The organism is Aeribacillus sp. FSL M8-0235 (assembly GCF_038000355.1).
GTDB classification, from domain to species: Bacteria; Bacillota; Bacilli; order Bacillales; family Aeribacillaceae; genus Aeribacillus; species Aeribacillus composti.
In genome coordinates this window covers 3,463,458-3,486,136 of record NZ_JBBOBW010000001.1, presented here as the reverse complement: position 1 = coordinate 3,486,136, position 22,679 = coordinate 3,463,458, and the positions used below count along the sequence as shown (strand labels likewise).

At 38.3% G+C, this 22,679-nt stretch carries 20 protein-coding genes; 14 read left to right on the top strand and 6 right to left on the bottom strand.

Annotated elements, in window-relative coordinates:
* Positions 1–418: 418 nt before the first annotated feature.
* From NSQ71_RS16930 to NSQ71_RS16900, 7 genes are all read left to right on the top strand, one after another.
* Entirely contained in the window at positions 419–970 is a 552-nt protein-coding gene (locus NSQ71_RS16930) for an RNA polymerase sigma factor (protein WP_063388899.1), read from the top strand.
* Positions 960–1,718, top strand: a complete 759-nt coding sequence (locus NSQ71_RS16925; RefSeq protein ID WP_144597791.1) for a hypothetical protein — start codon at positions 960–962, stop codon at positions 1,716–1,718. Before NSQ71_RS16930 ends, NSQ71_RS16925 begins: the two co-directional genes overlap by 11 nt.
* 2 nt (positions 1,719–1,720) lie before the next feature.
* The gene (locus NSQ71_RS16920) at positions 1,721–2,590 is read left to right on the top strand and encodes an ABC transporter ATP-binding protein (protein WP_063388897.1); all 870 of its coding nucleotides are present in this window, start codon (positions 1,721–1,723) and stop codon (positions 2,588–2,590) included.
* The gene (locus NSQ71_RS16915; RefSeq protein WP_340734287.1) at positions 2,590–3,843 is read left to right on the top strand and encodes a hypothetical protein; all 1,254 of its coding nucleotides are present in this window, start codon (positions 2,590–2,592) and stop codon (positions 3,841–3,843) included. Before NSQ71_RS16920 ends, NSQ71_RS16915 begins: the two co-directional genes overlap by 1 nt.
* A gap of 11 nt (positions 3,844–3,854) precedes the next feature.
* Positions 3,855–4,988 carry a hypothetical protein gene (locus NSQ71_RS16910; RefSeq protein ID WP_340734286.1) on the top strand — a complete coding sequence of 378 codons (1,134 nt, stop codon included), beginning with the start codon at positions 3,855–3,857 and terminating at the stop codon, positions 4,986–4,988.
* Positions 4,989–6,734: 1,746 nt separating this feature from the next.
* Positions 6,735–7,655: an Rpn family recombination-promoting nuclease/putative transposase gene (locus tag NSQ71_RS16905; RefSeq protein ID WP_340734285.1), complete on the top strand. Its 921-nt coding sequence runs from the start codon at positions 6,735–6,737 to the stop codon at positions 7,653–7,655.
* A gap of 117 nt (positions 7,656–7,772) precedes the next feature.
* Entirely contained in the window at positions 7,773–8,111 is a 339-nt protein-coding gene (locus NSQ71_RS16900) for a hypothetical protein (protein WP_340734284.1), read from the top strand.
* A gap of 341 nt (positions 8,112–8,452) precedes the next feature.
* Here NSQ71_RS16900 and NSQ71_RS16895 read toward each other — a convergent pair whose 3' ends face one another.
* From NSQ71_RS16895 to NSQ71_RS16875, 5 genes are read right to left on the bottom strand one after another with little or no spacing between them, the layout of a single operon-like run.
* The gene (locus tag NSQ71_RS16895) at positions 8,453–9,874 is read right to left on the bottom strand and encodes a PepSY-associated TM helix domain-containing protein (RefSeq protein ID WP_311066600.1); all 1,422 of its coding nucleotides are present in this window, start codon (positions 9,872–9,874) and stop codon (positions 8,453–8,455) included.
* A gap of 35 nt (positions 9,875–9,909) precedes the next feature.
* Complete coding sequence (locus tag NSQ71_RS16890) at positions 9,910–10,611, bottom strand: ABC transporter ATP-binding protein (RefSeq protein ID WP_117017156.1); 702 nt, start codon at positions 10,609–10,611, stop codon at positions 9,910–9,912.
* Positions 10,608–11,420 (bottom strand): ABC transporter permease, encoded by an 813-nt coding sequence (locus tag NSQ71_RS16885; RefSeq protein WP_340734283.1) that lies wholly within the window; start codon positions 11,418–11,420, stop codon positions 10,608–10,610. Before NSQ71_RS16885 ends, NSQ71_RS16890 begins: the two co-directional genes overlap by 4 nt.
* A gap of 43 nt (positions 11,421–11,463) precedes the next feature.
* Positions 11,464–12,006 (bottom strand): nitrous oxide reductase accessory protein NosL, encoded by a 543-nt coding sequence (locus tag NSQ71_RS16880; RefSeq protein ID WP_117017157.1) that lies wholly within the window; start codon positions 12,004–12,006, stop codon positions 11,464–11,466.
* Complete coding sequence (locus tag NSQ71_RS16875) at positions 11,999–13,276, bottom strand: right-handed parallel beta-helix repeat-containing protein (RefSeq protein WP_311066599.1); 1,278 nt, start codon at positions 13,274–13,276, stop codon at positions 11,999–12,001. Before NSQ71_RS16875 ends, NSQ71_RS16880 begins: the two co-directional genes overlap by 8 nt.
* 335 nt (positions 13,277–13,611) lie before the next feature.
* On the opposite strand from NSQ71_RS16875, the gene NSQ71_RS16870 reads away from it, so the two are divergent.
* Together NSQ71_RS16870 and NSQ71_RS16865 are read left to right on the top strand one after the other, a co-directional pair.
* Positions 13,612–14,295 carry a response regulator transcription factor gene (locus NSQ71_RS16870; protein WP_063388886.1) on the top strand — a complete coding sequence of 228 codons (684 nt, stop codon included), beginning with the start codon at positions 13,612–13,614 and terminating at the stop codon, positions 14,293–14,295.
* The gene (locus tag NSQ71_RS16865; RefSeq protein ID WP_066251154.1) at positions 14,292–15,695 is read left to right on the top strand and encodes a sensor histidine kinase; all 1,404 of its coding nucleotides are present in this window, start codon (positions 14,292–14,294) and stop codon (positions 15,693–15,695) included. The genes NSQ71_RS16870 and NSQ71_RS16865 overlap by 4 nt, the downstream gene beginning before the upstream one ends.
* Before the next feature lie 1,020 nt (positions 15,696–16,715).
* Here the strand turns inward: NSQ71_RS16865 and NSQ71_RS16860 are convergent.
* Entirely contained in the window at positions 16,716–16,868 is a 153-nt protein-coding gene (locus NSQ71_RS16860) for a hypothetical protein (protein ID WP_340734282.1), read from the bottom strand.
* Between the two features lie 839 nt (positions 16,869–17,707).
* Here NSQ71_RS16860 and NSQ71_RS16855 point away from each other — a divergent pair.
* The 5 genes from NSQ71_RS16855 (at position 17,708) to srlE (ending at position 22,629) form a co-directional block, all read left to right on the top strand.
* Complete coding sequence (locus NSQ71_RS16855; protein ID WP_066251157.1) at positions 17,708–18,508, top strand: SDR family oxidoreductase; 801 nt, start codon at positions 17,708–17,710, stop codon at positions 18,506–18,508.
* Positions 18,509–18,623: 115 nt separating this feature from the next.
* On the top strand, positions 18,624–20,564 hold the full coding sequence (locus tag NSQ71_RS16850) for a BglG family transcription antiterminator (protein ID WP_340734281.1): 1,941 nt from the start codon (positions 18,624–18,626) through the stop codon (positions 20,562–20,564).
* A 4-nt stretch (positions 20,565–20,568) separates the two neighbouring features.
* Complete coding sequence (locus NSQ71_RS16845) at positions 20,569–21,021, top strand: transcriptional regulator GutM (RefSeq protein ID WP_186439333.1); 453 nt, start codon at positions 20,569–20,571, stop codon at positions 21,019–21,021.
* Positions 21,022–21,034: 13 nt separating this feature from the next.
* Positions 21,035–21,589, top strand: a complete 555-nt coding sequence (gene srlA, locus NSQ71_RS16840) for a PTS glucitol/sorbitol transporter subunit IIC (RefSeq protein ID WP_066251165.1) — start codon at positions 21,035–21,037, stop codon at positions 21,587–21,589.
* Positions 21,590–21,609: 20 nt separating this feature from the next.
* Positions 21,610–22,629: a PTS glucitol/sorbitol transporter subunit IIB gene (gene srlE / locus NSQ71_RS16835; protein ID WP_063388882.1), complete on the top strand. Its 1,020-nt coding sequence runs from the start codon at positions 21,610–21,612 to the stop codon at positions 22,627–22,629.
* Positions 22,630–22,679 lie beyond the last annotated feature (50 nt).

Genomic DNA, 22,679 nt, shown 5'->3' with positions numbered 1-22,679 from the left:
TCTATCCGGAAAATTGAAAAAATATGAAACTACTGCTTCCAGATAAAGAAGACTTTAATAATTCTTTTTAGCAGCTTTTCCTTTAAACCGCAGTCGTTTCAGTATTTTGAAGCAAACATATCGTTCATCTGCATGCCGGAATACACATTATATCACAATCGCTTATTCGTAATGTAAGCTTCCGTTCTGAAAGAAACGTTTTTTCGCTAGTGTGCATAAAGCAGACCGGTCCAATCAGTAAGGATATGTCGTTAAGCGTCGCCTGCAAAGCTCCGAACAATCGAGAGGCTAGCGGCTGGATCTGGATAAAGAGGCTGAATAATTTTTTTGATTTTCGCAAAACTTTTTATTTATTATTTGCGAATATATAGGTAGTGATAGAAGTTTTGAGCTTTGGGATTGGAAGTGAAGCTTCACGATGGATCAAGAGAAGAAATGGATAAAAGCAATACAGAAGCGGGCAAGTGAAAAAGCGGCAAATAAGCTGATCTCTTATTATTACAAAGAGATTTATGCGTTCGTATTTAAACAAACGTTTGATCAAGAATTAGCGAAAGATTTGACGCAGGAGATTTTCATCAGCATGCTGCGCGGCATTCACCATTATGAGGGGAAAGCGGCGTTCCGGACATGGCTGTATAAAATCGCAAAGGCGAGAATCATCGATTACTATCGCTCGAAAGAATATAAACAGCAGAAGAAAACGGTCAATTTGTTAACAGATCAGCGGGAAAGTGATGATGTGCTTTTTACAATCGAACAAAAGGACGAGGTAAAACAGGTTTTAAACCTGCTTGAACGATTTGATCATGAGAATCGACGAATTGTGCAAATGAAAATTTTTGCAGGCCAAACATTTGCCGAGATTGCCGCAAAGCTCCAGATAAAAGAATCAACCGTAAAAACGAAATATTATTCTACATTGCGAAAAATCAATGAGCAGTTAAAGGAGGATGTCCATGGCCATTGATAACGAAAAAATTCCTTTTCCTAGCGATAAGGAGATCAAACAAGAAATTCAGAAGATTATTGCAAAAGGCATGAACAAAAAGCCTTCCTTTTGGCAATATATGTTCACTATGTATCGCGAAGTCGGTTTCCGCAACGTCTTTCGTGATCTGACGGAAATCGCTTTTACGATTGTTTTAACTATCGCTGTTTTTGCTATGTTTGTTCTTTCAACAGCAGAATATTTTTCATGGACAGCCTTGGATGTATATACATTCATCTTTTGTTTTTCACCTGTTATTTATTTTGTCATCGTTTTTTTCTTTTTTATTTGCCAAAAGCAAAAGCCGGCGTTTGAGGTGGAAATGACTTGTAAATACAATGTGTATCAATTAGCAGCATTCCGTATGTTCATGTTCAGCATTTTCGCTATGCTCGCCAATGGAGTCATCATTTTCTGGCTGGCAACAGAGTTTTCCATTCATTTTCCTTTTGCCTTTTTATTATCTGTTGCATCTTTATTTCTTTTTGCTGCTGCTTTTTTGTATGTATTGCTTTATGTACCGACAAAAAGTGGGAAAATTGCTTTATTTATCAGCTGGATTGCCGCAAACTTGTTTCTTTCTTACATGAACAGCTATGTTTATCAAGCCTTTTTGTTAAACGTTCCGTATTTTATTTACATCATCATCGGGATGGCTGCGATGTATATATATGTTCATCAGCTTAAGCTGTTTTTCGTCAAAACCAATATAAAAGGAGTTTTGTAAAGATGCTAATTGTCGACCATGTTTCCAAATATTACGGCAATTTTATTGCTCTTGAAAATGTTCATTTACAGTTTGACAACGGAATTTACGGACTATTAGCTCCAAATGGCGCTGGGAAGACAACATTGATGAAAATGCTTGTCACACTCATCTTTCCGACAAAAGGAGAAATTCGTTACAACGGAGAAAATATCATCCATCTCGGCAGCAAATACCGCGAGCTTCTCGGTTATTTGCCGCAGCAGTTCGGATATTACAAGCATTACACCCCTGCAAAATATTTGCTTTACCTTTCAGCATTAAAAGGGATTTCAAAGCATGAAGCAAAAGAAAAAATACCGGAGCTTTTAAAGCTCGTTGGACTTGAAGATGTCATGCATAAAAAAATGAGGAAGTTTTCCGGCGGGATGATTCAGCGGGTCGGCATCGCCCAGGCATTGCTGAACGATCCAAAGATTTTGATTCTTGATGAGCCCACTGCAGGTCTTGATCCGACCGAACGCGCCCGTTTCCGCAAGCTTTTAACCCAATTAGCAAACGATCGGATCATTATTTTATCAACGCATATTGTGTCTGATGTCGAATCGATTGCCAATGAAATCATTATGATTAAAGATAAAACGATTTTATATAAAAAGCCGATACGTGAATTATGCCAATTATTGTCCGGCCGCATTTATGAGACCGCAGCTGATTTTCAGGATGCAGAAATCTTTCGGAAGCGATTTGCAACAATTTCGGAAAAGCAAGAAAATGGCCAGATGATCTTTCGGTTTGTTAGCGACGAACAGCCAAATGAAAATTGGAAAAGTGTTGAGCCGACATTAGAGGACGTATTTCTTCATGTATATGGAGAAGGAGCGCTGGCATAATGATCAAATACGAATTAATAAAAGTTGTCAAGTCGCCGATTTTTATCATTTTACTATTATTTTTTGTGGCGTTGAATGGTTTGATTATTTTCGACCATAAAAATGAACGGGAAAATTTACCTGTTTTACAAAACATAGTTGAGCTATACGGGACGAAAATCGATGATGAAGCATTGGCAGGTATGAAAAAAGAAATCGATCATGAAATGGTATGGGTGAATGAGCTGAATCCAAAAAGCGGGAAGCAGTATCAGTTTCCATATGAGTTTATAAAAGGCCATGAAGCGTTTCTGTACCAACATCTTACGGATCGTGAATTAAACAGGCTATTCAATCTCAACTTGTTCACTCAATATTATGAAACCGCTAAAAGCGTCGATGATATTTACAGCGAGCTGGATGCGACAGAGTTTGCCCGGCAACAAATCAAGAAATACGGATTAAGCGGGGAGGCAGAAGAAACGGTGCTGAACCAAGCCAATCTTTTAGAAAAGCGGCTGCAGCAGCTAGTGAAAAACGGTGAACATCGCCATTTCTTTTATTTAGGATCAGTCTATGAAATGCACTCCCTGTTATTTAAAAAGCTTGGCCGAGCGATCGCTTTTGAAGGAATGATCCTCGTCGTTTTAATCACAGCATTGTTAGCTAATTATGAGTTTGAACACCGTACATTCTTTGTTGCATTTACGAGCAAACGCGGGAGAAATTTGCTATGGGACAAGCTTGCTGCAAGTGTAATCGCTAATGTGTGTGCTGTTATGTTGTTAATCGCAGCGACATTGATCATTTACTTTTCTGTCTATGATTATTCTAATCTTCTGTTTGTGCCGATTAGCAGCTATTTTAATAGCGAAACGCCTTTTCCTTACATATCGTGGTGGAATCTATCATTCTTGCAGTATGTTTGTTTATTTGTCGGCTGTTTACTATTAAGCCAGCTGCTGTACATGTTGCTCACCTTCAGCTTATCTATATGGCTGAAAAACAGCTATCTTGTTTTCTTTACATTTGCTCTGTTCGCTGGTGTTAGTTTATGGCTTCCAAGCGTTGTTTCACTGAATAGTAAATTTATCTTGATCATGCATGTGAATCCTTTTTATTTAATTATGAATCCGCATGTATGGTTTATGGGAAACAACATTTTTACGATGTTTCCATATTTTGAAGCTGTAACGATAGCAGCGTGGGCGGTCATATTTATTCTATTAGGATTCTTCAGCATGTACAAATTTAAACGGCAACCATTAAATTAGGGGGAAGAATATTGAGAGTTTTTTTATACGAACTAAGAAAATTGTTCAATTGGAAGGTGCTGCTGCTTATTTTGTTCATCAGTTTTCTGTTTTACAAGCTGTTTTTAAGCTTTTATTTTGAAAATTTCCCTAATGGACGGCCTGCAAAAGATGAGTTTATGATTACGAAAGAAATGATCAATAAATATGGGCATGAAATGGACGAAAAAGAGTTTCAACATTTTAAAAACTGGTATAAGCAAAAAAAAGACGAGGCCAATGCTTATTTGCAATCACAACAAGATGCGGAAAAACTAGGCATTACAACATATGAACAGTTTCGACAATTGGATTTAACAAATAAACAGTATGCAGATTTTCATGAAAAAGTCGTGTTTGTTGATCAAGCAGATGTTTTTTGGGAGCTGCAAGCATTCGAAAATATCATTGAACAATATGAATCGAAAGGGAGGGATATTGAATCTTATACCGATGAAGATCAGCAAGAACGTGTAAAACAAATCATGGCTAACAAGGATGTCAATTCTGTTTTTCCATATCTTGTCTATGAAAATTACAATGAGCTCACCCGATTTTGGACGGTTTTGATTATTATAAGCGTTGTCATGGTAACATGCCGCGTTCATATTACAGACAGACTAAACAATGCGATCAGTCTGCAATACACGACGAAAACCGGTCGGAATTTGTTTTCTTTAAAACTTCTTGCTGCTTTAGCAGCCACAGCATTGATCACAACTGTGCAGATCGTCATTTTTTGGTTTTTCTATCTTGGGAATGGTACGCAAGCTTTTTTTCCGCTTTCCATCAATTCGTTCTATAATTTTTACCATTTTTGGTTTGACTTCACATTTGAAGGCTATATCATCACAACGGTGATTGCTACTTATATTGTTGCCATTGTTGCGGCGCTCTTTTCAGTATTTTTCTCACGGATCGCACAAAACTACATCACATTGATCGGCTCGCTTGTCCCGATCGTTGTGCTGCTAAGCTATTGTACTTTAAAATACCTTGTTGGCGAACTGTTTGCGATTCTTCATCCGCTTATGCTTACAATCGGCACCTTTCTTGTATTGATCGCGATCAGTACGATATTCATCATTTACAGAATGAAGCAGGAAAAGCTTGTTGATCTTATATAAGCCAAGCGATAGCGGACAAAGCACGATCTTGCTGATAGCGGGCTGGAGATCGATGAAGCAGGAATTCGCGGGGTTGCTTCCTTCTTCTGATTTTCCTTCCTCCAGACTCGATAAAATAACAGACAGTCTGATACGATTTACATTCATTTTTTAGAGCTTCGGCAAGCAATCAGAAACATCATGCCGCTATACCTTCTGATTTTTATCTGCCTATTTTTTGACTGATTTCTATAAATCCCTACCATTTTGAAATTTGATTGATCGAGAGGGGCTCGAAACTTTAAGACAATCAATCTCATTAGAACAATTTTAGTATCGGCTATTCAGTTTATGGGATTCGAAAACTTTAAGACGATGAATCTTGGACTTTGCCAGCATTTTTTTCTACCTACGCTATATGGTTTAAGGTGGACATTTCAGGAGGCTGGCAAGGTCTTTTTTATTGAAGTGCATTACTTTTGGACACCTGTATCAAGCGGAACGATGAAGGTTTCCGTCATTTCTGTTTTTTTCTTAATCTAAATGTTTTTCCTCTTTTATCTTCATTGTTCATCATTGGTCATCATGTGGTTTACTTTTCATTTTCATATGATAAAATTTCTTCAAAAAAACTGACTAAACTAATATGTATTATATGATATCCGACCGGATGACCGGAGGACACAATCCTCAAAGTATGGGAATGTGTCCTTTTTTATATATTTCCATACTTTGATGAAATCAAGAAAGGAGGCTATGAGATTGGTATAAGACTTCCTGTATAAAAGCTAATTCGGAAATAAAAAAGATTGTGCTGAACATCGTTTAAAACGATTGTTATGCTCCATCGGAGACTGATTGAAATGTAGGCAATAACCGGCTAAATTCAAAACTCAGCATGATGGGATAGTCTCCCAAAGAGGCAATCTGAACGGTCCCTTTTAAGGTGGTCCAGTCGACAAATATAAAATTTATAAATTTAGTCGGATTTGGTTTGTAAACACAATCTAACATGAAGAATCTTTGATTACAATGCTTTGATGATTAATGACTTCCAATGATGAACTATGAAGAAATAAGAGGGGGTGCTTCACTCCAATCCGCTGCGTTGATTACTTTTCGTTGTCATCCTCTTTTTCATCGAGGGAATGAAACCCGAATGCTAGGGTGAGAGATATGAAATTTGGTTTAGCAAGAAGGAGACTTGTACCCGTATTGAAAATCAAGTAAGGCTATCAACCATATGTCTAGTGAAAGAATCAAAATAAAGAGGATGCTGCCCGTTATGATACGGATACAGATGATGAAAAAAGAAGATGGCTCACGTTCGGGAAAAGTCGTGAAATCGTTTGGCTGCAAACTTCATCTAAATAAATACATCACAAAACTCAGGACATTTGGTGGAAGATTTGGTTGAGATGCTGTCCCATTGACCGCCAGAACGGTCAATGGATATGCAGTGAGGCTTTAACAGCATTACTTGAGCGTTTACAGTAAAACTGAAAAAAATGCCTTTCTCTGCTGTTTTGAATTGTAGCGGCTGGAAGCGTTCAAAAATCTAGTAAAAAACTTCATTATTTAAATTCCTATTAATAAGTTTGAAATTTTAGGTTGACATTTCTTATAGGTAGTTTTATATTATTTGCAGAACATATGTTCTTTTTGGTAAGAATATTAATACTTGTCCTAGCTGTTACGATTTTTAATCTTTCCCCCTCTTATGTTTTCCTCTTATTTTTATTCTCCCTCGAAAGGACGATCTTCACTATGAAAGAATACCTCGATTTGAAGATAGATTTCATGTTTAAGCAGCTGTTCGGCAACCCGAACCGCAAGTCGCTTACCATTGCCTTTTTGAATGCGATTTTACATCGGAGCGAGGCAGATCGCATTGTCGATATTCAGTTTGAAAGCACAGAGCTGACGAAAGAGACAGAAGATGGAAAAATGAACCGGCTTGATATACTGGTGCTGACGGATCGAAGCGAGCGCATCAATGTGGAAATTCAAATCGTAAATCAGCACGATTTACCGGAACGAATTTTGTATTACTGGGCGAGGGTTTTCTCCCGGTCATTAGCAAAAGGACAGCCGTACAGCATGCTTCCCCCTACCTTTATGATTACCATCCTTAATTATCGGCTTTTTCCTCATGAAACGGAGCGATTTCATACGGTTTTCCATATACGAGAAGATGAAGAACATTTTCTTTGGAGTCCGCACCTTGAATTTCACGTCATTGATTTACAGCAGTTTATGGTAAAATGGAAGAAATATAACAGAGAAATAAAACGATTGCCAGAGTATCCGTGGCTGATGATGCTGTCAGCAGTAGACGCCAAAAAGGGGAAAATCGATGAGTTTATGCTCAGTGAACTGGAGGTGTTTGCGATGAATGAGCAGGAAATTCGTGAAGCGCTGGAAGAATGGGAAAGCTTAAGCGTCAACCCGGTAAACCGTTATGAATATGAAATGCGTTTGAAATGGCTGCGGGACCAATTGTCAAACCTTCAAGGCGAACGGCGGGCAGGATGGGAGGAAGGGTTGAAGCAGGGCCGGGAAGAAGGCGTTCGACAGGTAGCTATAGAAATGCTTCGTTCAGGGCTAGAAGAGGAAGTTATTATGTCGGTTACAAAAATAACTGAAGAAGAGCTCGATGAGCTGAAGAAGAAACTATTGGATGAATGACTTTTTTGACAATGAGTAGAATAGTTCATTTTATGTGAAATGAGGTATGAACTAAATTTTTTTTCATGTCTCCAGTGGATGGCGAAAAGTGAAAAATCGAAACTGGAGGTGTTTGCGATGAATGAGCAGGAAATTCGTGAAGCGCTGGAAGAATGGGAAAGCTTAAGCGTCAACCCGGTAAACCGTTATGAATACGAAATGCGTTTGAAATGGCTGCGGGACCAATTGTCAAACCTTCAAGGCGAACGGCGAGCAGGATGGGAGGAAGGGCTGAAAAAGGGAATGGAAGAAGGATTGAAAAAAGGGTTGAATCAGGGCCGGGAAGAAGGAGTTCGACAGGAAGCCATAGACATGCTTCGTTCAGGGCTAGAACAGGAAGTTATTATGTCAGTTACGAAATTAACTGAAGAAGAGCTAGATGAACTGAAAAAGAAACTATCCTCCAACTCCTTTTAAGCGGGAAGGAACGAGACTCTCATTACATGACTAACTATTGCCAGCTGTTCAGGTCAATTTTGTAAAAAGGAAGTTACCTGAATTTTGTGGACGAGATAGAGGAGTTATACTTGTTATTCCAGTAAAATGGGAGAGTGGGTAGCTGCTGCAAAGCATGTGCCAACATTGAAGGCGCCTGCCAGCGCGCACGAACTTGAAAACTTTCCTCCCTTGACGGGGATTCACGGAATCAGACGTATGCAATCGATGAGCTGACAGGCGAAATGATTTATTGGCTCTGGTGCCAGTAAATGGTTGATAACAATTTATTCATTATTCGTGTGATACTCCCATTTAGCTTTCTACCCGATCCACTGTTTCGCAATGGGAATTCTTTTAATGACGAAATAATCCAAAACCCACACTATCAATAGTGACGCGCCTACTAATGGGAAGAAAAGACCTAGAACAATGACAATGACGGCTACTCCCTTTAACATTTTAAAGTTTTCTGGCAAAGCCGGAGCACCCAATTTGCCTTTCGGTTTTCGCTTCCACCACATTATAACGCTACTTACAACAATCATTATAATGCCAATAGTTAATGCAAGCATGAACAGCTGGCTAATGAATCCAAATTCTCCTTGATGAAATGCAATGCCTAGTGAAATTAATTTTCCCAATGCACCATAGTCACTCCATGCAAATTTAGCTAAAACTTTTCCGCTGTATTGATCTATATGCAGCGTTTGTTGTGCCCAAGGCAGTGGGCGGTTAGGATAGACGTCAGCAGGATCTAAAAAGATCGTATATACACCGGTTTCTCCATCAGGAAATGCAATTCTATATCCCGGTTGGACGTTGTTTTTTTCTGCAATTTGCATAACTTTATCAACAGAAATTGTTTTCACCCCATTGGGACTTGATTCGGGCACAGGTAAGTTTTCAGCTGCCCAAGGAACATCTGCTATTTCTTTTGTTGGAATTGTTGATTTAGGAAATGCATATTTTTCCCATGGTTGATCTCCTTCCGGGTTTCCGGAAATGGGATCAACGATACGATGTGCCATGCTTCCCCAAACACCGGACCACATGAGTCCAGAAAACAATTGTACGACGATAAAAAGAGAAAGCCAGATTGCTGTAACGGCATGCATATCGCGCCAAAACGTGCGGTTTCTTTTACTCAGGTTTATTCGCGGAATCAATGTCCCAAAAAGAGATTTTCTATTTCGCGGCCACCATAAGTAAACACCAGTAATAATTAGGATAATGAACCAGCAAGCGGAGAGCTCTACTAACCAGTTTCCAATGGTGCCGCCCCATAATTCACCGTTATGCAAATCTTTCACCCATGCCATGAAGCGTGCATTCTCATTTAACTTTCCAATAATGTCGCCGTTGTATGGATTGACAAACACAGATATACTTTCCCCGTTCACCATTATTTCAACCTCAGATGATCTGTCCGGTGCAAAGGAAGGTGTAAAACCTGTAATTTTTGCATGTGGATAATTCTTTTTCACTTCATGAATCTGTTCTGTAGATGAAATTTTTTGCTGACCTTGTTGGACGTAATAAAGATCATGGTACATGTAATTTTCAATTTGCGGTTTAAACAGGTAAATTCCTCCGGTAATAGACAAAAAAATAATCAACGGTGCGAAAAAAATCCCTGCGTAAAAATGCCATCTCCAGACTGTTTTATATAAAGAAGCTTTCGTTTGTTTATCAGTGAATGCTTTTGAATCCTTTGCTACTGCATCTATTCTTTCAAATTCCATTTTTTTCACCCTTTTTTTAAGCAATGACAAAACTTTTATAGATCATGTCGATATAACCTCAACAATTGCAATGCGGTTTTTTCCTTGTGAATCGTATTTTTCATATGGTCAATAATAGAGCCTTCCTTTATAAACAGAATTTGATCGCCTGCTTCTGCGGCAACATCCATCATATGAGTGGAAAAAATGATGATTGTGCCTTTCATCTTTTGTTCTTTTATCAAATTGACAAACTGATCAATCCAAAATGGGTCTAAACCATTTGTTGGTTCATCTAACAAGAGCAGTTTTGGATTTCCTAACAATGCTTGTCCTAATAATAGTCTTTGCCTCATTCCTTTTGATACATTTTTCACTAGTTCTCTTTTAAATTCTTCCAAACCTATTTTTTTTAAAATGTCTTGTACAGATGATTGATCTTTTTTCCGCAGTTTGGCATAAAATGATAAAAATTCTTGAAGCGTCATGAATTGCTGAGCATGAAAATCATCAGGCATGTAGCCGATCTGCTCGATATAGTTTTTTCTGTTTTTAATTAGACTGATATTGTTTAAAACAATGTCCCCGGAGGACGGATTTGAAATACCCGCCAAAATGCGAAGAAGCGTGCTTTTTCCGGCTCCGTTTCCGCCGCATAATACGATGCATTCCCCTTTTTTTGCTTCCAGTGACATGGAAGAAAGCACAACTTTTGTTTTATATTTTTTTGAAACGTCGGAGACTTGTAATGTTGTCATTGTCTTTTCTTCCTTTCAAGCTTCCAGACGGAAAATGCAAGCATGATGCTTGAAAAGATGAACATATAACAGACGAACAGCACCCATAACGCTTTTGTTTGCATAAAAGAGATGAGCTCGTCGTATGATTGTCCAAAAACAGCTCCGCCGTCAAGCTGAACAACAAATACTATACGGAGCAATTCCGCCGGATTACAGAATAAAGATGCCTTTAAAAGCGGAGCTATCATCGGATAAGGGACAAAGCTCAAAACGGAAATGACTGCAGTCGGCCATATCATGATAAGAAAGAACCACACGCCGACCGAAAGTATGAGAGCTTGCCATCTCGTTTCTGAAAACGAGCCAATGGTCAAGCCGATGACGAGAAAAAACCATATTAGCGAGATAGAAAAAATATATAAAATGAGCACCCATTTCAAAGATAATGAACTTCCCAATAAAGTGCCGACCAAAAGGCTCAAACTGAAGCTTAAGCTGAAGATGGCAGATTGTGCGGTCAATTGCCCGCAAAGCTTCCCAACCCAATAGGCAATAGTCGGCAACGGATACGTGCATAAAAGACTCCACTGGGCATTTTCCATTTCATTCGCGATGGAAAACGATCCAGCCACCAGCATAAACAGTGGTACGATGTACAGCACAATGTTGGCGATTGTGCCTGTCATGTTTGTATAGCCTGTGAGAGCAGGGTTATTCCGCTCTAACAAAAATAGTAATGATAAAACGAAAATCCATAGAAACACAAACGTGTAAGAAGAACGCTGCCTGATTGTCAAACGCCATTCGGCTTTCCATATGTTCCGCATAATTCCTCCCACTGTAAAAAAAGGGCACTTATAAATTTGCCCTTCATTCATGTGAATGATCATTGCCCTCATCCATGTGGCTGTCGCCATTCATATCCGTATGACCATCCTGCATATTCTTTTCCATCATTTCTTTATTCATTTTCCATTTATGATCTTGCAATTGATCGAAGTTTAATATTTTTCCGCTATTTTTTGATATGAAGGCTTCAGCATCTTTTTTATCTTGGAAAGAAATGACGTTGTAGGCCATTGGCGTCCGTATCGATTGATCATACACGTAGGTTGCTTTATCAGATTCAACCCATTCTTTCGAATGATAATCTCTGACGAATTCCGCTTCGATGTTTTCATTTTTATTTTCGCTTTTCCATTTATACATACATCCGATATCATCAAAAATGAATGTTTTGCCATTTTTTAAAATAAGCTGTGTTGCAAACTGATTATCCATTACAGCCATGTTACATTGAGCGCATTTATCGTTTTTTTCATCAATGGCTCTTGGCGACACTTCCTTTTTTCCGCACGCAGCAGTGATAATCAGTAGAGCGCATAACATGAAAATGAAATACATTTTACGCATCCTCTTTTTTCCTCCCTATCCTCCATAAAGTAATGCTTCCTAAAAACAAGAGAAGACTGAAAACAATGATCACTCCAGAAGATGACTTTGATTCATCTTGTATTGGAGCTGTCATAAGCGGCGAGTCATCCGTCATCGCTTCATTGTCTGGACTTTTCCATAATTTTTGCAATACAACCATGCCTGGTGAATGGAAAAACAGCTGGTATTCTGGAATATCCTTCGTCAAACTTAAAAAGAACGGATTCGTTTTATAAGGTATGTCGCTATAACCGGATCCATCGGCATCAAGCTTTAGAGAGGCGTCCCAATAATTCCTTTTCACTTCATTGTCCGAGCTGCTCAAAGCTTGAGCTTCATTTACATTGCTAATAAACGTATTGTTTGAAACGATGTTTCCGTTCGCCTCTTTGAATTGAATGCCAATAAAATTCCCACGCACTTCATTGGATAAAATAAGGTTATTGGAGGCGCTTTCGGCCAAAATACCAACTCGATTATAAGAAATATTATTGCGAACCACCTTTGTCTCTGTCGCATCAAATAAAAGAATCCCCTGAGCATGAACATTGCGGTTGTTAAAAATGAATTCATTATTTTCGATTTTTCCACCCTTTGTTTCCATGACCATCGCTCCTGCCACGTTATTTTTGGAAATGTTTTTTTGAATTGTTATGTGGTCAGAATACATAATGTGTATGCCGTAATTTGATTGCTGGATGAGGTTTTGGACGGCCGTTGTATAATCGCTTTGCTCCATATAAATCCCATCTCTCACTTTTTCGATTCTGACTTTTTCAATGACATTTTGTTCTGACTTCCATAAATCAATCCCGTTATGTTGTTTTTCACCTTTTATCGAGCTTTGTGTGATGACGGTGTGATAGGCGTGTTCAAGCTTTAACCCGATCCCCTTTGTACGAATATGAACGTGTTCAATTCGGTGATGATTTCCTGATACTTGTATAGCGGCAGCGTTTTTCTCTTGGCTGCATTGAATGACCGTTACGTTTTTTACTGAAACGCGTTGACCTTTGATGGAGATGACGGGTTCTTTACGGCAGGATTGAATGGTTACTTGTCCATTTCCTTGTAACGTAACAGGTTTTGAGAGCACAATTGATTCATGATAAACGCCTCTCGGTATTCTCACGATTGAGTGCTCTGGAGCTTGATCAATCAGATATTGCAATGTGCTTTCGGCATGGATGCTGGATGGATGTGTCCAAAAAAGCATCAAAAAAACGATTAAATACCATAATTTTTTCATGACGGAATCCTTTTTTCAGTGTCATTGTTCTAATTGAAGGTTAGCGTATAATTGTGTGAAAACTATGAAGCCTATTTGGATATTTTTTTACATTTGTTTCCTTTCTTACATTCATTTACTGACCTTTGCTTTTAAAATTGGCAATTTGTCAAATCCAATCGCAGGAGGTCTAAACATGATGGACAGTCATGTGAAACATTTGCTTGCCTTTCTATCGCTCGGAGCTTACTAGGACAAATTTATGAAAAACTTCAAACAAATTTCATAATTTCTGGTTATAATTAATAAATTAGAAAATTCATTTAACTAAGTTGAGAGAAGGTGTCAAGTGGCTGATGTCTTTAAAGGTGTTAATCGTTGATGATGAAGAAAAGATGCGAAAGCTGATTAGAACGTATTTGACAAGAGAAGGATATATATGTTTGGAAGCAAAAGACGGGTTTGAAGCACTTGAAAGATTAAAAAAGGAAAACCCGGATATGCTGATCGTTGATGTCATGATGCCTTACATTGATGGTTTTACTTTAGTCGAGGAAATGCGGCAATATCTTCAAATTGATTCTCCAGTCATTTTTTTAACGGCAAAAGGGAATGAGGAAGATAAGGTGAAAGGTTTAAAGATTGGGGGAGATGACTATATAGTAAAACCTTTTCATCCTTCAGAGCTTTTGGCGCGTATGGAAGTGATTTTTCGCAGAACACATCGAATTGCAAGCGATGTAAAAATAGCAGCTATTGGACCGTTGCAATTTGATCTTCAAGGCCGGATTGCCACTGTTGAAGGCCGCAGGCTTGCGCTCACACAAAAAGAATTTGATCTATTATTCCTTTTAGCCAAAAATAAAGGAAAAGTATTTACACGTGGTCAATTGCTTGACCAAATATGGGATTCCGATTATGCAGGAAGTGAACGAACCGTTGATACTCATATTAAAACGATTCGTCTAAAATTAAAGGAGCACAGCCATCTAATTCAAACCGTTTGGGGAATCGGTTACAAGTTTGAGGTGCCGTCTTGAAAAAAATAAAACATTTTTCAGTTAGTCAAAAAGTATTGCTGCTCTTTTTCATCAGCATTATTTTTTCCATCTTGTTTTCTTTTCTGTTCATTCACTTCCTATATAAAGAGCTTTACATTCGCAGTGTGAAAGAGCGGCTTATTTTTGAAGGAAAGCAGACAGCTGCTCACTTTCATTACGGCTCGCTTAGTGAAGATATTAAAGAAAAAATTGAATGGTATAATCTCATTTCACCTTATGAAGTAATAGCTGTTGATCAATTAGATGAGCTTCATCAACATTTTCCGTATCAAATTGATTACAAACATCTGATCAGTCAAGAAGATGAGAAAAAGCTCTCATCCGGGCAATACGTAGTTAAAGAGGGCTATGTTCATGAATTGGATCGAAAGATTGTCGGAGCAATATTCCCGCTAACCCACGAACAGAACTTAATAGGTTTTATATATATTTATATTCCTTTAGCCGAAATACCAGAGGTTTTTAGTAAAGGCATTCCGATTTTAATCTTGTTCGGTTTAATCTTTTTCGTATTGATCTATTTTGTTATCACGTACTCAATTCATTCGATCTTTCGTTCGCTGCGAACTATTCAAACGATTGCAAAAGAGATCAGCCGCGGAAATTTTTCTAAAAGAGTTCCTATCCAAACGTCAGATGATATAGGAGAATTGGCGAGCGCCTTCAACAAAATGACGGAATCTCTTGAAAAACAAGACGAGCGCAAGAAAGAATTTTTATCCAACGTGGCTCATGAATTAAGAACCCCTCTCACATATATTGGAGGATACACGCAAATCTTGCTGGATGAAGCTTATTCATCAAAAGAAGAGGCGAAAAATCATCTTCTGCTCATCAATAAAGAAACAACGCGAATGCAGAAGCTCATAAACGACTTATTACAATTAAATGAGCTGGAAAACAAAGATATGACTCTTGAAGCAGAGCCGATCGCCTTTTCCCAATTGATTCTTGATTCATTAGAACTGTTTGCGCCTGCGCTGAAGAAAAGGAATATATCCATCAAAACAGATTTAGATGATGAAATCATCATTATGGGAGATATGAACCGGCTGCATCAAGTTTTTTGTAATGTGATTGACAATGCCATTAAGTATTCCTTCGAAAACGGGATGATCAACATTGCATTGTATCAGAAAGAGAAGCGGGCTGTTGTTATCGTTCGGGATAATGGAATAGGCATACCGAAAAAAGAATTGGATCGTATAGGGGAACGTTTTTACCGGACAGATAAATCGCGTTCAAGAGAAACAGGGGGAACAGGCCTCGGGCTTTCCATCGTCAAACAAATTGTTGCTTTACATAACGGGACGATGAAAATTGAAAGTGAAGAAGGGCAAGGAACATCGGTTATTTTGTCATTTCCGATAGTAGAGTAGATGTTTAAAAAGGCTATACGAAATGTGGCCTTCAGGCAGTACGATAAAAGTTTCCTCTGGTCTGCAAATGCTTTTGATCAATCTTTTTTGAGGTTTCGCATTTTTTAACCTACTGACGAATATTTCAAGAAATTTTTTAGCTAAACGTCGTTCCTGTTTAAGATTCCTAAACAACCATCATTGAAACTCATCAGTATATTTATCCTTTTATTTCCGTGAAAAATCCCTCTGTGAGACAGGTTAGGTGTTTTTTGCAAAATAAAAGTGCAGAGAATTGCAAAATCCTTATGCAGTGATATGCAATGGGGCTTTACATGGAAGAGGAGCCATGATAACCTTTTTTGGTTTTGCCAAAACTTGCTCCTCTTGCAATTTCATTTCTTGTCGGAGCTTGCATGATAACCTTTTTTGGTTTTGCCAAAACTTGCTCCTCTTGCAATTTCATTTCTTGTCGGAGCTTGCATGATAACCTTTTTTGGTTTTGCCAAAACTGTTGAAGCTGGCGCTTGACTAAAGAATCATGGCTACAGAGGATTCACGCCAAGCCCTTGATGGATAGATCACATATACATTTATTCAAAATTTTGATAAAGATATACTGCAACACTCTGTATTTTTTTCTTGCAGAAAACGAAGGTTAAACTTTTTCCTAACTGTCTGCACAAGAGGGATCATAATAAAAGCCGGGTTTAATTTGTAAGATTGCTTATATGTTGTTGTTCAACATTTATTTTTATGTTCTTCATGGAAAATCTTTTGCCTTCAACATCCTCGCTCTCAGATAATTTGGAAGTGTTGACTGCTACATAATATGTTCCCGTTTTATCTATAGCTATATGAAATTTCTCCTCAAATTTTTGATTAGGCTTGATTTCGTCTTTATATAAAACTCTGTTTGAGGTTTAATCTTTTGAATAAATTACTTCACCTCGCTTATCCTTTATAATGAATGATTCTATTATTGGTTTTCTATGAAATAAAGTTGTTTCAGCTCCGTTATTTTTAAAAGCTGTAATGATATCAAATTCTTGTTTGTTTTTTAACCACTTTGGGGATTTTTAATTTCAGCTCAAAATTTCTGTAACTTGCAGTTTTCTCATCTTTCTTTAATTCATTTACATTATTGCAGTCAACCAAAAAAACCATAATGAATAATAAAATGATGTTACGCAATCTTTTCACTCCTGAATCTATATTCATTTAAAACTAGTCTAATTTCTAATTGGGCATTAATAGGTATATAAATGATGACCTCACTTAATATTCCTATAAGTCTATTTTGCCGCTCACAAGTAATTAAGCTTGTCTCATTCCCTTACGTATGATGCCATAATAAACTTTTTTGTAATATTATGTAAATAAAAATCAGCAAATTAGAGTAATTCAAAAGCATTAAATCTTGCAAATTCAGTCCACACATTTGATAGTGTAAAAATGAAAACATGAAGACTGCTTCCCGTTAGTGAATACAAGGAGGAATACAATCGTGGTTCAACACCCATTGCCTTTGAAATGATAAGTTTTGCATCGTTTTTTGACTAAAAATTAGGGATTTATAGTCTAATCCTTCATTTGATAAGAAAGATTATTTTTTCGTTAATAAATGATAGATTTCCTGTAGTCTAAAATTCATGCAATAAAAATAAAACAGTACGATTCATTCATATATTTATCAGCTGCTGAAAGCGTGCGGTTTACACCATTTTGCTTTCATGAACGAATATCGCTTCGTTACGTCGTGCGCTTGCGTTCATTACGGTATTTCCTCTGGAACGTTGAACGTCTTTTTCTCGTTACTCCGTACTTTTATATGTCTTTTGGCTTATAGCCACCCTTGAAAGCAGGTAAGACTTTCTTTCATTTCTACAACTCCAATCTGTTTCCACCGTTTTGTCCGCTCATACACCACTTTTCAATTTTAAGTGAAAAACTGTGTATTAAATAAAAGGTTAAAACATTTTACACTAAAAGCATCTAATGAGCAGAGACTAGATCAAAAGGAGGAGATCGTAATGAGTGACTCATGGCTTGAATTAGAAGGAAAGGTGGCGATTGTAACAGGCGGCGCTTCCGGGATCGGATTACATATCACAAACGAACTGATCCGAAATGGGGCAAAAGTTGTTGTAGCCGATTTAAATGGAGAAGAAGGACCGCAAGATAATGGTTCTTATTTTCTAAAATGTGACGTTACAAAAAAAGAAAGCGTTGACAAAATGGTGGCCGAAACCGTGAAATTATTCGGCTCAGTCGATATTTTAGTAAATAATGCCGGAGTCAACCTGCCAAGACTGTTAGTCGATGTCAAAGGTGAAAAACCTGAATACGAGTTGAATGAGAAAGATTTTGACTTTATGGTAGCTGTCAATCAAAAAGGTCCTTACCTTTGTGCACAGGCGTCTGCCAGAGAAATGATTAAGCAAAATAAAGGAGTTATTATCAATATTGCTTCCGAAGCCGGACAGGAAGGATCATCTGGACAAAGCTGCTATGCCGCGACAAAGGGAGCATTAATAGCTTTCACTCGTTCGTGGGCAAAAGAACTCGGCAAATACAATATCCGGGTTGTTGCGGTGGCGCCTGGCATCAACGAACCGACAGGCTTGACGTCAGATGCTTATAATGAAGCGCTTGCCTATACTCGAGGAGTCACAGTTGATCAATTGTCAACGGATTACAGCAATTCCATTCCTCTTGGGCGTCCGGGTAAACTAAAGGAAATAGCCGATTTAGTTTCTTACTTGGCTTCAGACCGTGCAAGTTATATTACTGGTACGACAGTTAATATTTCTGGAGGCAAATCCCGCGGTTAAGATCACAGCAGCCTAAAAAAAGGTCCTATAACGAAATATCACAAAATTCCAATCACTACCTTTGACTGATAGACGAAACTATGTCACTTTATTTTTACGTAAAAGGTGGTGAATATTGTTGGATTTTACAATTGATGGCCGTGTTGTTCAAATGCTAGAAACGTTTCAAAAAAAATCCTATTGTTCTTTGGATTATCTTGCCAACTCATTGGGAGTCAGCACGAGAACAATCCGCAATTATATTAAGCTACTTAACAGTGAACTGAATGGGATTGCAGCCATCAAAAACGAAAAGGGAAAAGGCTACCATTTGTTTATTGAAGATGGCCATATGTTTGATGATTTCATTGAAACCGTTTCTAAGAAGAAAAACATGCTGGATTCATCACAAAGGCGTATCGCTTTTATCATTGATCGATTAATCAACAGCAAAGGAAGGAATACGCTGGATGAGCTCGCTTTTGACATGAATCTGGGGAGAACAACTCTTGTAAATGAAATAAAAAAAGCTGCCGTAGCGTTGGAATCTTACAATTTAGCCATTCATGGAAAACCGAACAGCGGGATGAGCCTAAAAGGAAATGAACTGGATATCCGTTTTTTTATATTAGATAACGTCTATGACTATTTATACGGGGATTACCCGCTGGATGAAGATATTAAAGAAGAAATAATGAAGATTGCCAATCACTACAATTTAGAGTCTACCACCCAAAAAAAGTTAATGCAATTTATTATTGTCATGTTGGATCGTTTTATAAAAAATCATCCTCTTACGGAATTGGATGAAAAATATAACAAACTATTAAATACACAGGACTATTCGATTGCTTCAGAAATCGTTTCCGTAATCGAACGGCATTTGCCGGTTGAAATTTCACAACCTGAAATACTGTTTATAACATTGCCGATCGCGGGAAGAAGAACGCCGACAAACATTCGAACAATTGCAGATATTAAAATTTCCGATGATATTAAACGTCTCTTGGACTTAATAATCGAACAAGTAGGGTTTGATAAAAGCATTATTTTCGAAAATGAAACATTTTTTAAAGATATTCTGTATCATTTAACCTTTATGCTGAATCGCTTGATGTTTGATGTGCGTTTGAAAAATCCGCAGCTGGCTGATGTGAAGGAGAAGTATCCTGTCGCCTTTAAATTGGCCGAAATTGCCGGGCAAGTAATTGAGAAAGAGTATGGACTGAAGGTTCCTGAAGATGAGCTTGGCTACCTATCCTTGTATTTCGGAGTATTCATTGCCCAACATGATGAAATAACGAGAGCATTAAAAAAAGTTGCAGTCATTTGCGGAACCGGGCGGGGATCTGCCAAATTAGTCTCTATTCAACTGCAGCGCATATTAAATCCAAATACTCAAATTGATATTTACTCTGAAATTGAAATTTCAAAAGAGCTTTTGAATCAATACGATATGGTCTTTTCAACAGTAAAGCTTCATTTTGCAATTGATCCACCTGTCATCATAATTAACGAAATCTTTGACGAAGCGAGTGTTTCTAGGCAAATTGAAAAGATGACCTATCGGAAAAAATTTAAAATGAAAGATTTTGGCAATCACCGTTCAATTTTAAAACTTTTACTCAACAAAGATAAATTCTTCGTCTTAGATACAAATAAAGGCTACCACGAAAATGTGAATGATATGATCGACGTTTTAGTCAAGAAAGGCTATTTGGACGAAGGGTTTAAAGAGAGGCTGAGAGAAAGGGAAGAGAAAGGATCAATGGTTTTTGACCGGTATATATCCTTGCCGCATACAGTTAACTACAAGTCCAATCAGATTGAAATGGCGATCGGTGTTTTTCCTGAAAAAGCAGTGGTTGACGGGAAGGAAATCAAGCTTGTCTTTCTGTTGGGAATACCGGAAAAAGCCGATAATGATGCAAGCCTCCTGATTAAAATTTACGATGAAATCATCAAAATCGCCTCTGATCAGAAACAGGTAGAGGAATTGGCCGGTGCAGCCAGCTACGAAGATTTTACAAAATGCCTCGAACAAGCGAGCAGTTCATCATCAATCTTAGGGATGTGATAGGATGCAATTGATCATCATTATGCTTTTTATAGCAGGAGCATTTATCGTGCAATTGGCATTAGGTTATTTTCAAATTAAACATTTTGCCAAAGCGTATATAGAGCTGCGAAAGATTGGAAAAGTGGCAATCGGAAAGCGCCCCGGCAGAATTCGGGCGGGCACCATTGTATTATTTGCCGTTTCCGACAGCGGGAAGATTCTGAAAGCAATGAAAATACAAGGGGTTACAGTTTTAGCGAAAGTTCGGGAATTGAAAGGCTTTACGGGCAAAAATATAAAAACGCTTGGAGAAGCCGATATGGCTCATTGCAACAAGCTATTGAAATCAGCTATTTTGGATGCGGTCAGCAATTATAAGATTATTATGAGCGGCGGGGAAATTCCCGAAAAGCCGAGTATCTTTAAACGAATCATGATGCAGGCAGAAAACATTGTTTCGGTAAAAAAATCATGAAGAGGTGAGGAACGTGGATATTATTGTTACGATTGCTGAAGGTTTTATGAATTTGTTTAAAACTGGCGCAGAAACATTTATTTCGTGGATGCAAAGCATTGTTCCGCTTGTGTTGCTATTGATGGTTTGTATGAATACATTCATTCAGCTTATTGGAGAAAAGCGGGTCAATAAACTTGCGATGGCATCTTCTAAAAACCCGTTGTTAAGATATTTAGTCTTGCCGCTTGTCGGTTCATTTATGCTAGGGAATCCAATGGCGTTGTCATTAGGACGTTTTTTGCCGGAAAGATATAAACCGAGCTATTTCGCTTCAGGTGCATATTTTTGCCATACCAGCAACGGTTTATTTCCACATATAAACCCAGGGGAATTATTTATTTGGCTCGGTATTGCGGCTGGAATTGAGAAACTAGGTTTGAGCACTGCAGAATTGGCTGTCCGTTATTTCCTTGTCGGTCTCGTGATGAACTTCTTCGCAGGCTGGATTACAGATTTTACAACAAGAATAGTAGAAAAACAGCAAAATATTAAATTGAAAACAGAAGTAACGTTACATCATCGTTAGAAAAGGAGGAGGAATGGGAAATGGCTAAATATCGGTCGATAAAAATTGTGAAGGGCAGCGGCGGTTTTGGCGGACCGCTCATCATTACACCGACGGAAAAAAGAAATAAAATTGTTTATATTACCGGAGGAGCAAAGCCTGAAATTGTAGACAAAATTGCTGAACTGACAGGTGCCGAGCCGGTCAACGGTTTTAAAACATCAGTACCGGATGAAGAGATTGCGCTTGCAATTATTGATTGCGGCGGTACATTACGCTGCGGCATCTATCCGCAAAAACGCATTCCAACTGTCAATATTATGCCAACAGGAAAAAGCGGACCGTTGGCCCAATATATTACGGAAGATATTTACGTTTCAGATGTGGGGTTGGATCAAATTCAGCCCGTTGAAGAGAGTGCTAGAGAGGCGGCTCCGGCTGAAGAAAAAATTCCGGAAGAAAAACCTGAAAGAGAGTTTAAATATAGCAGTGATAAAAAGATTTCTGAAACAATGGCAGCAAGCTCCAATAAAAACTTATTAACGAAAATTGGACTTGGCGCAGGAAAAGTCATTAGCACGTTCTATCAAGCAGGACGTGAAGCAGTGCAAACAATGATTAACACGATTATTCCGTTCATGGCTTTTGTATCATTGCTGATTGGAATTATTCAAGGTTCAGGAATCGGAAACGTATTTGCTAAGATCATGTCGCCGCTGGCTGGCGATATATGGGGATTGCTCTTAATCGGGTTTATCTGTTCATTGCCATTTTTATCACCTTTGCTTGGACCTGGAGCAGTAATCGCTCAGATTATCGGGACGCTGATTGGAGTGGAAATTGGCAAAGGGAATATCCCGCCAAACTTGGCGCTGCCAGCATTGTTTGCCATCAATACGCAAAACGCCTGTGACTTTATACCTGTAGGTTTGGGACTTGCAGAAGCGGAACCTGAAACAGTAGAGGTCGGTGTACCGTCCGTCCTTTATTCAAGATTCTTAATCGGGGTTCCAAGGGTGTTTGTCGCTTGGCTGGCAAGCTTCGGACTTTATGATTCGTAAATTTGTAATTATAACATCATGAGTTTTGTAAAAATCTGACATATGGGAGG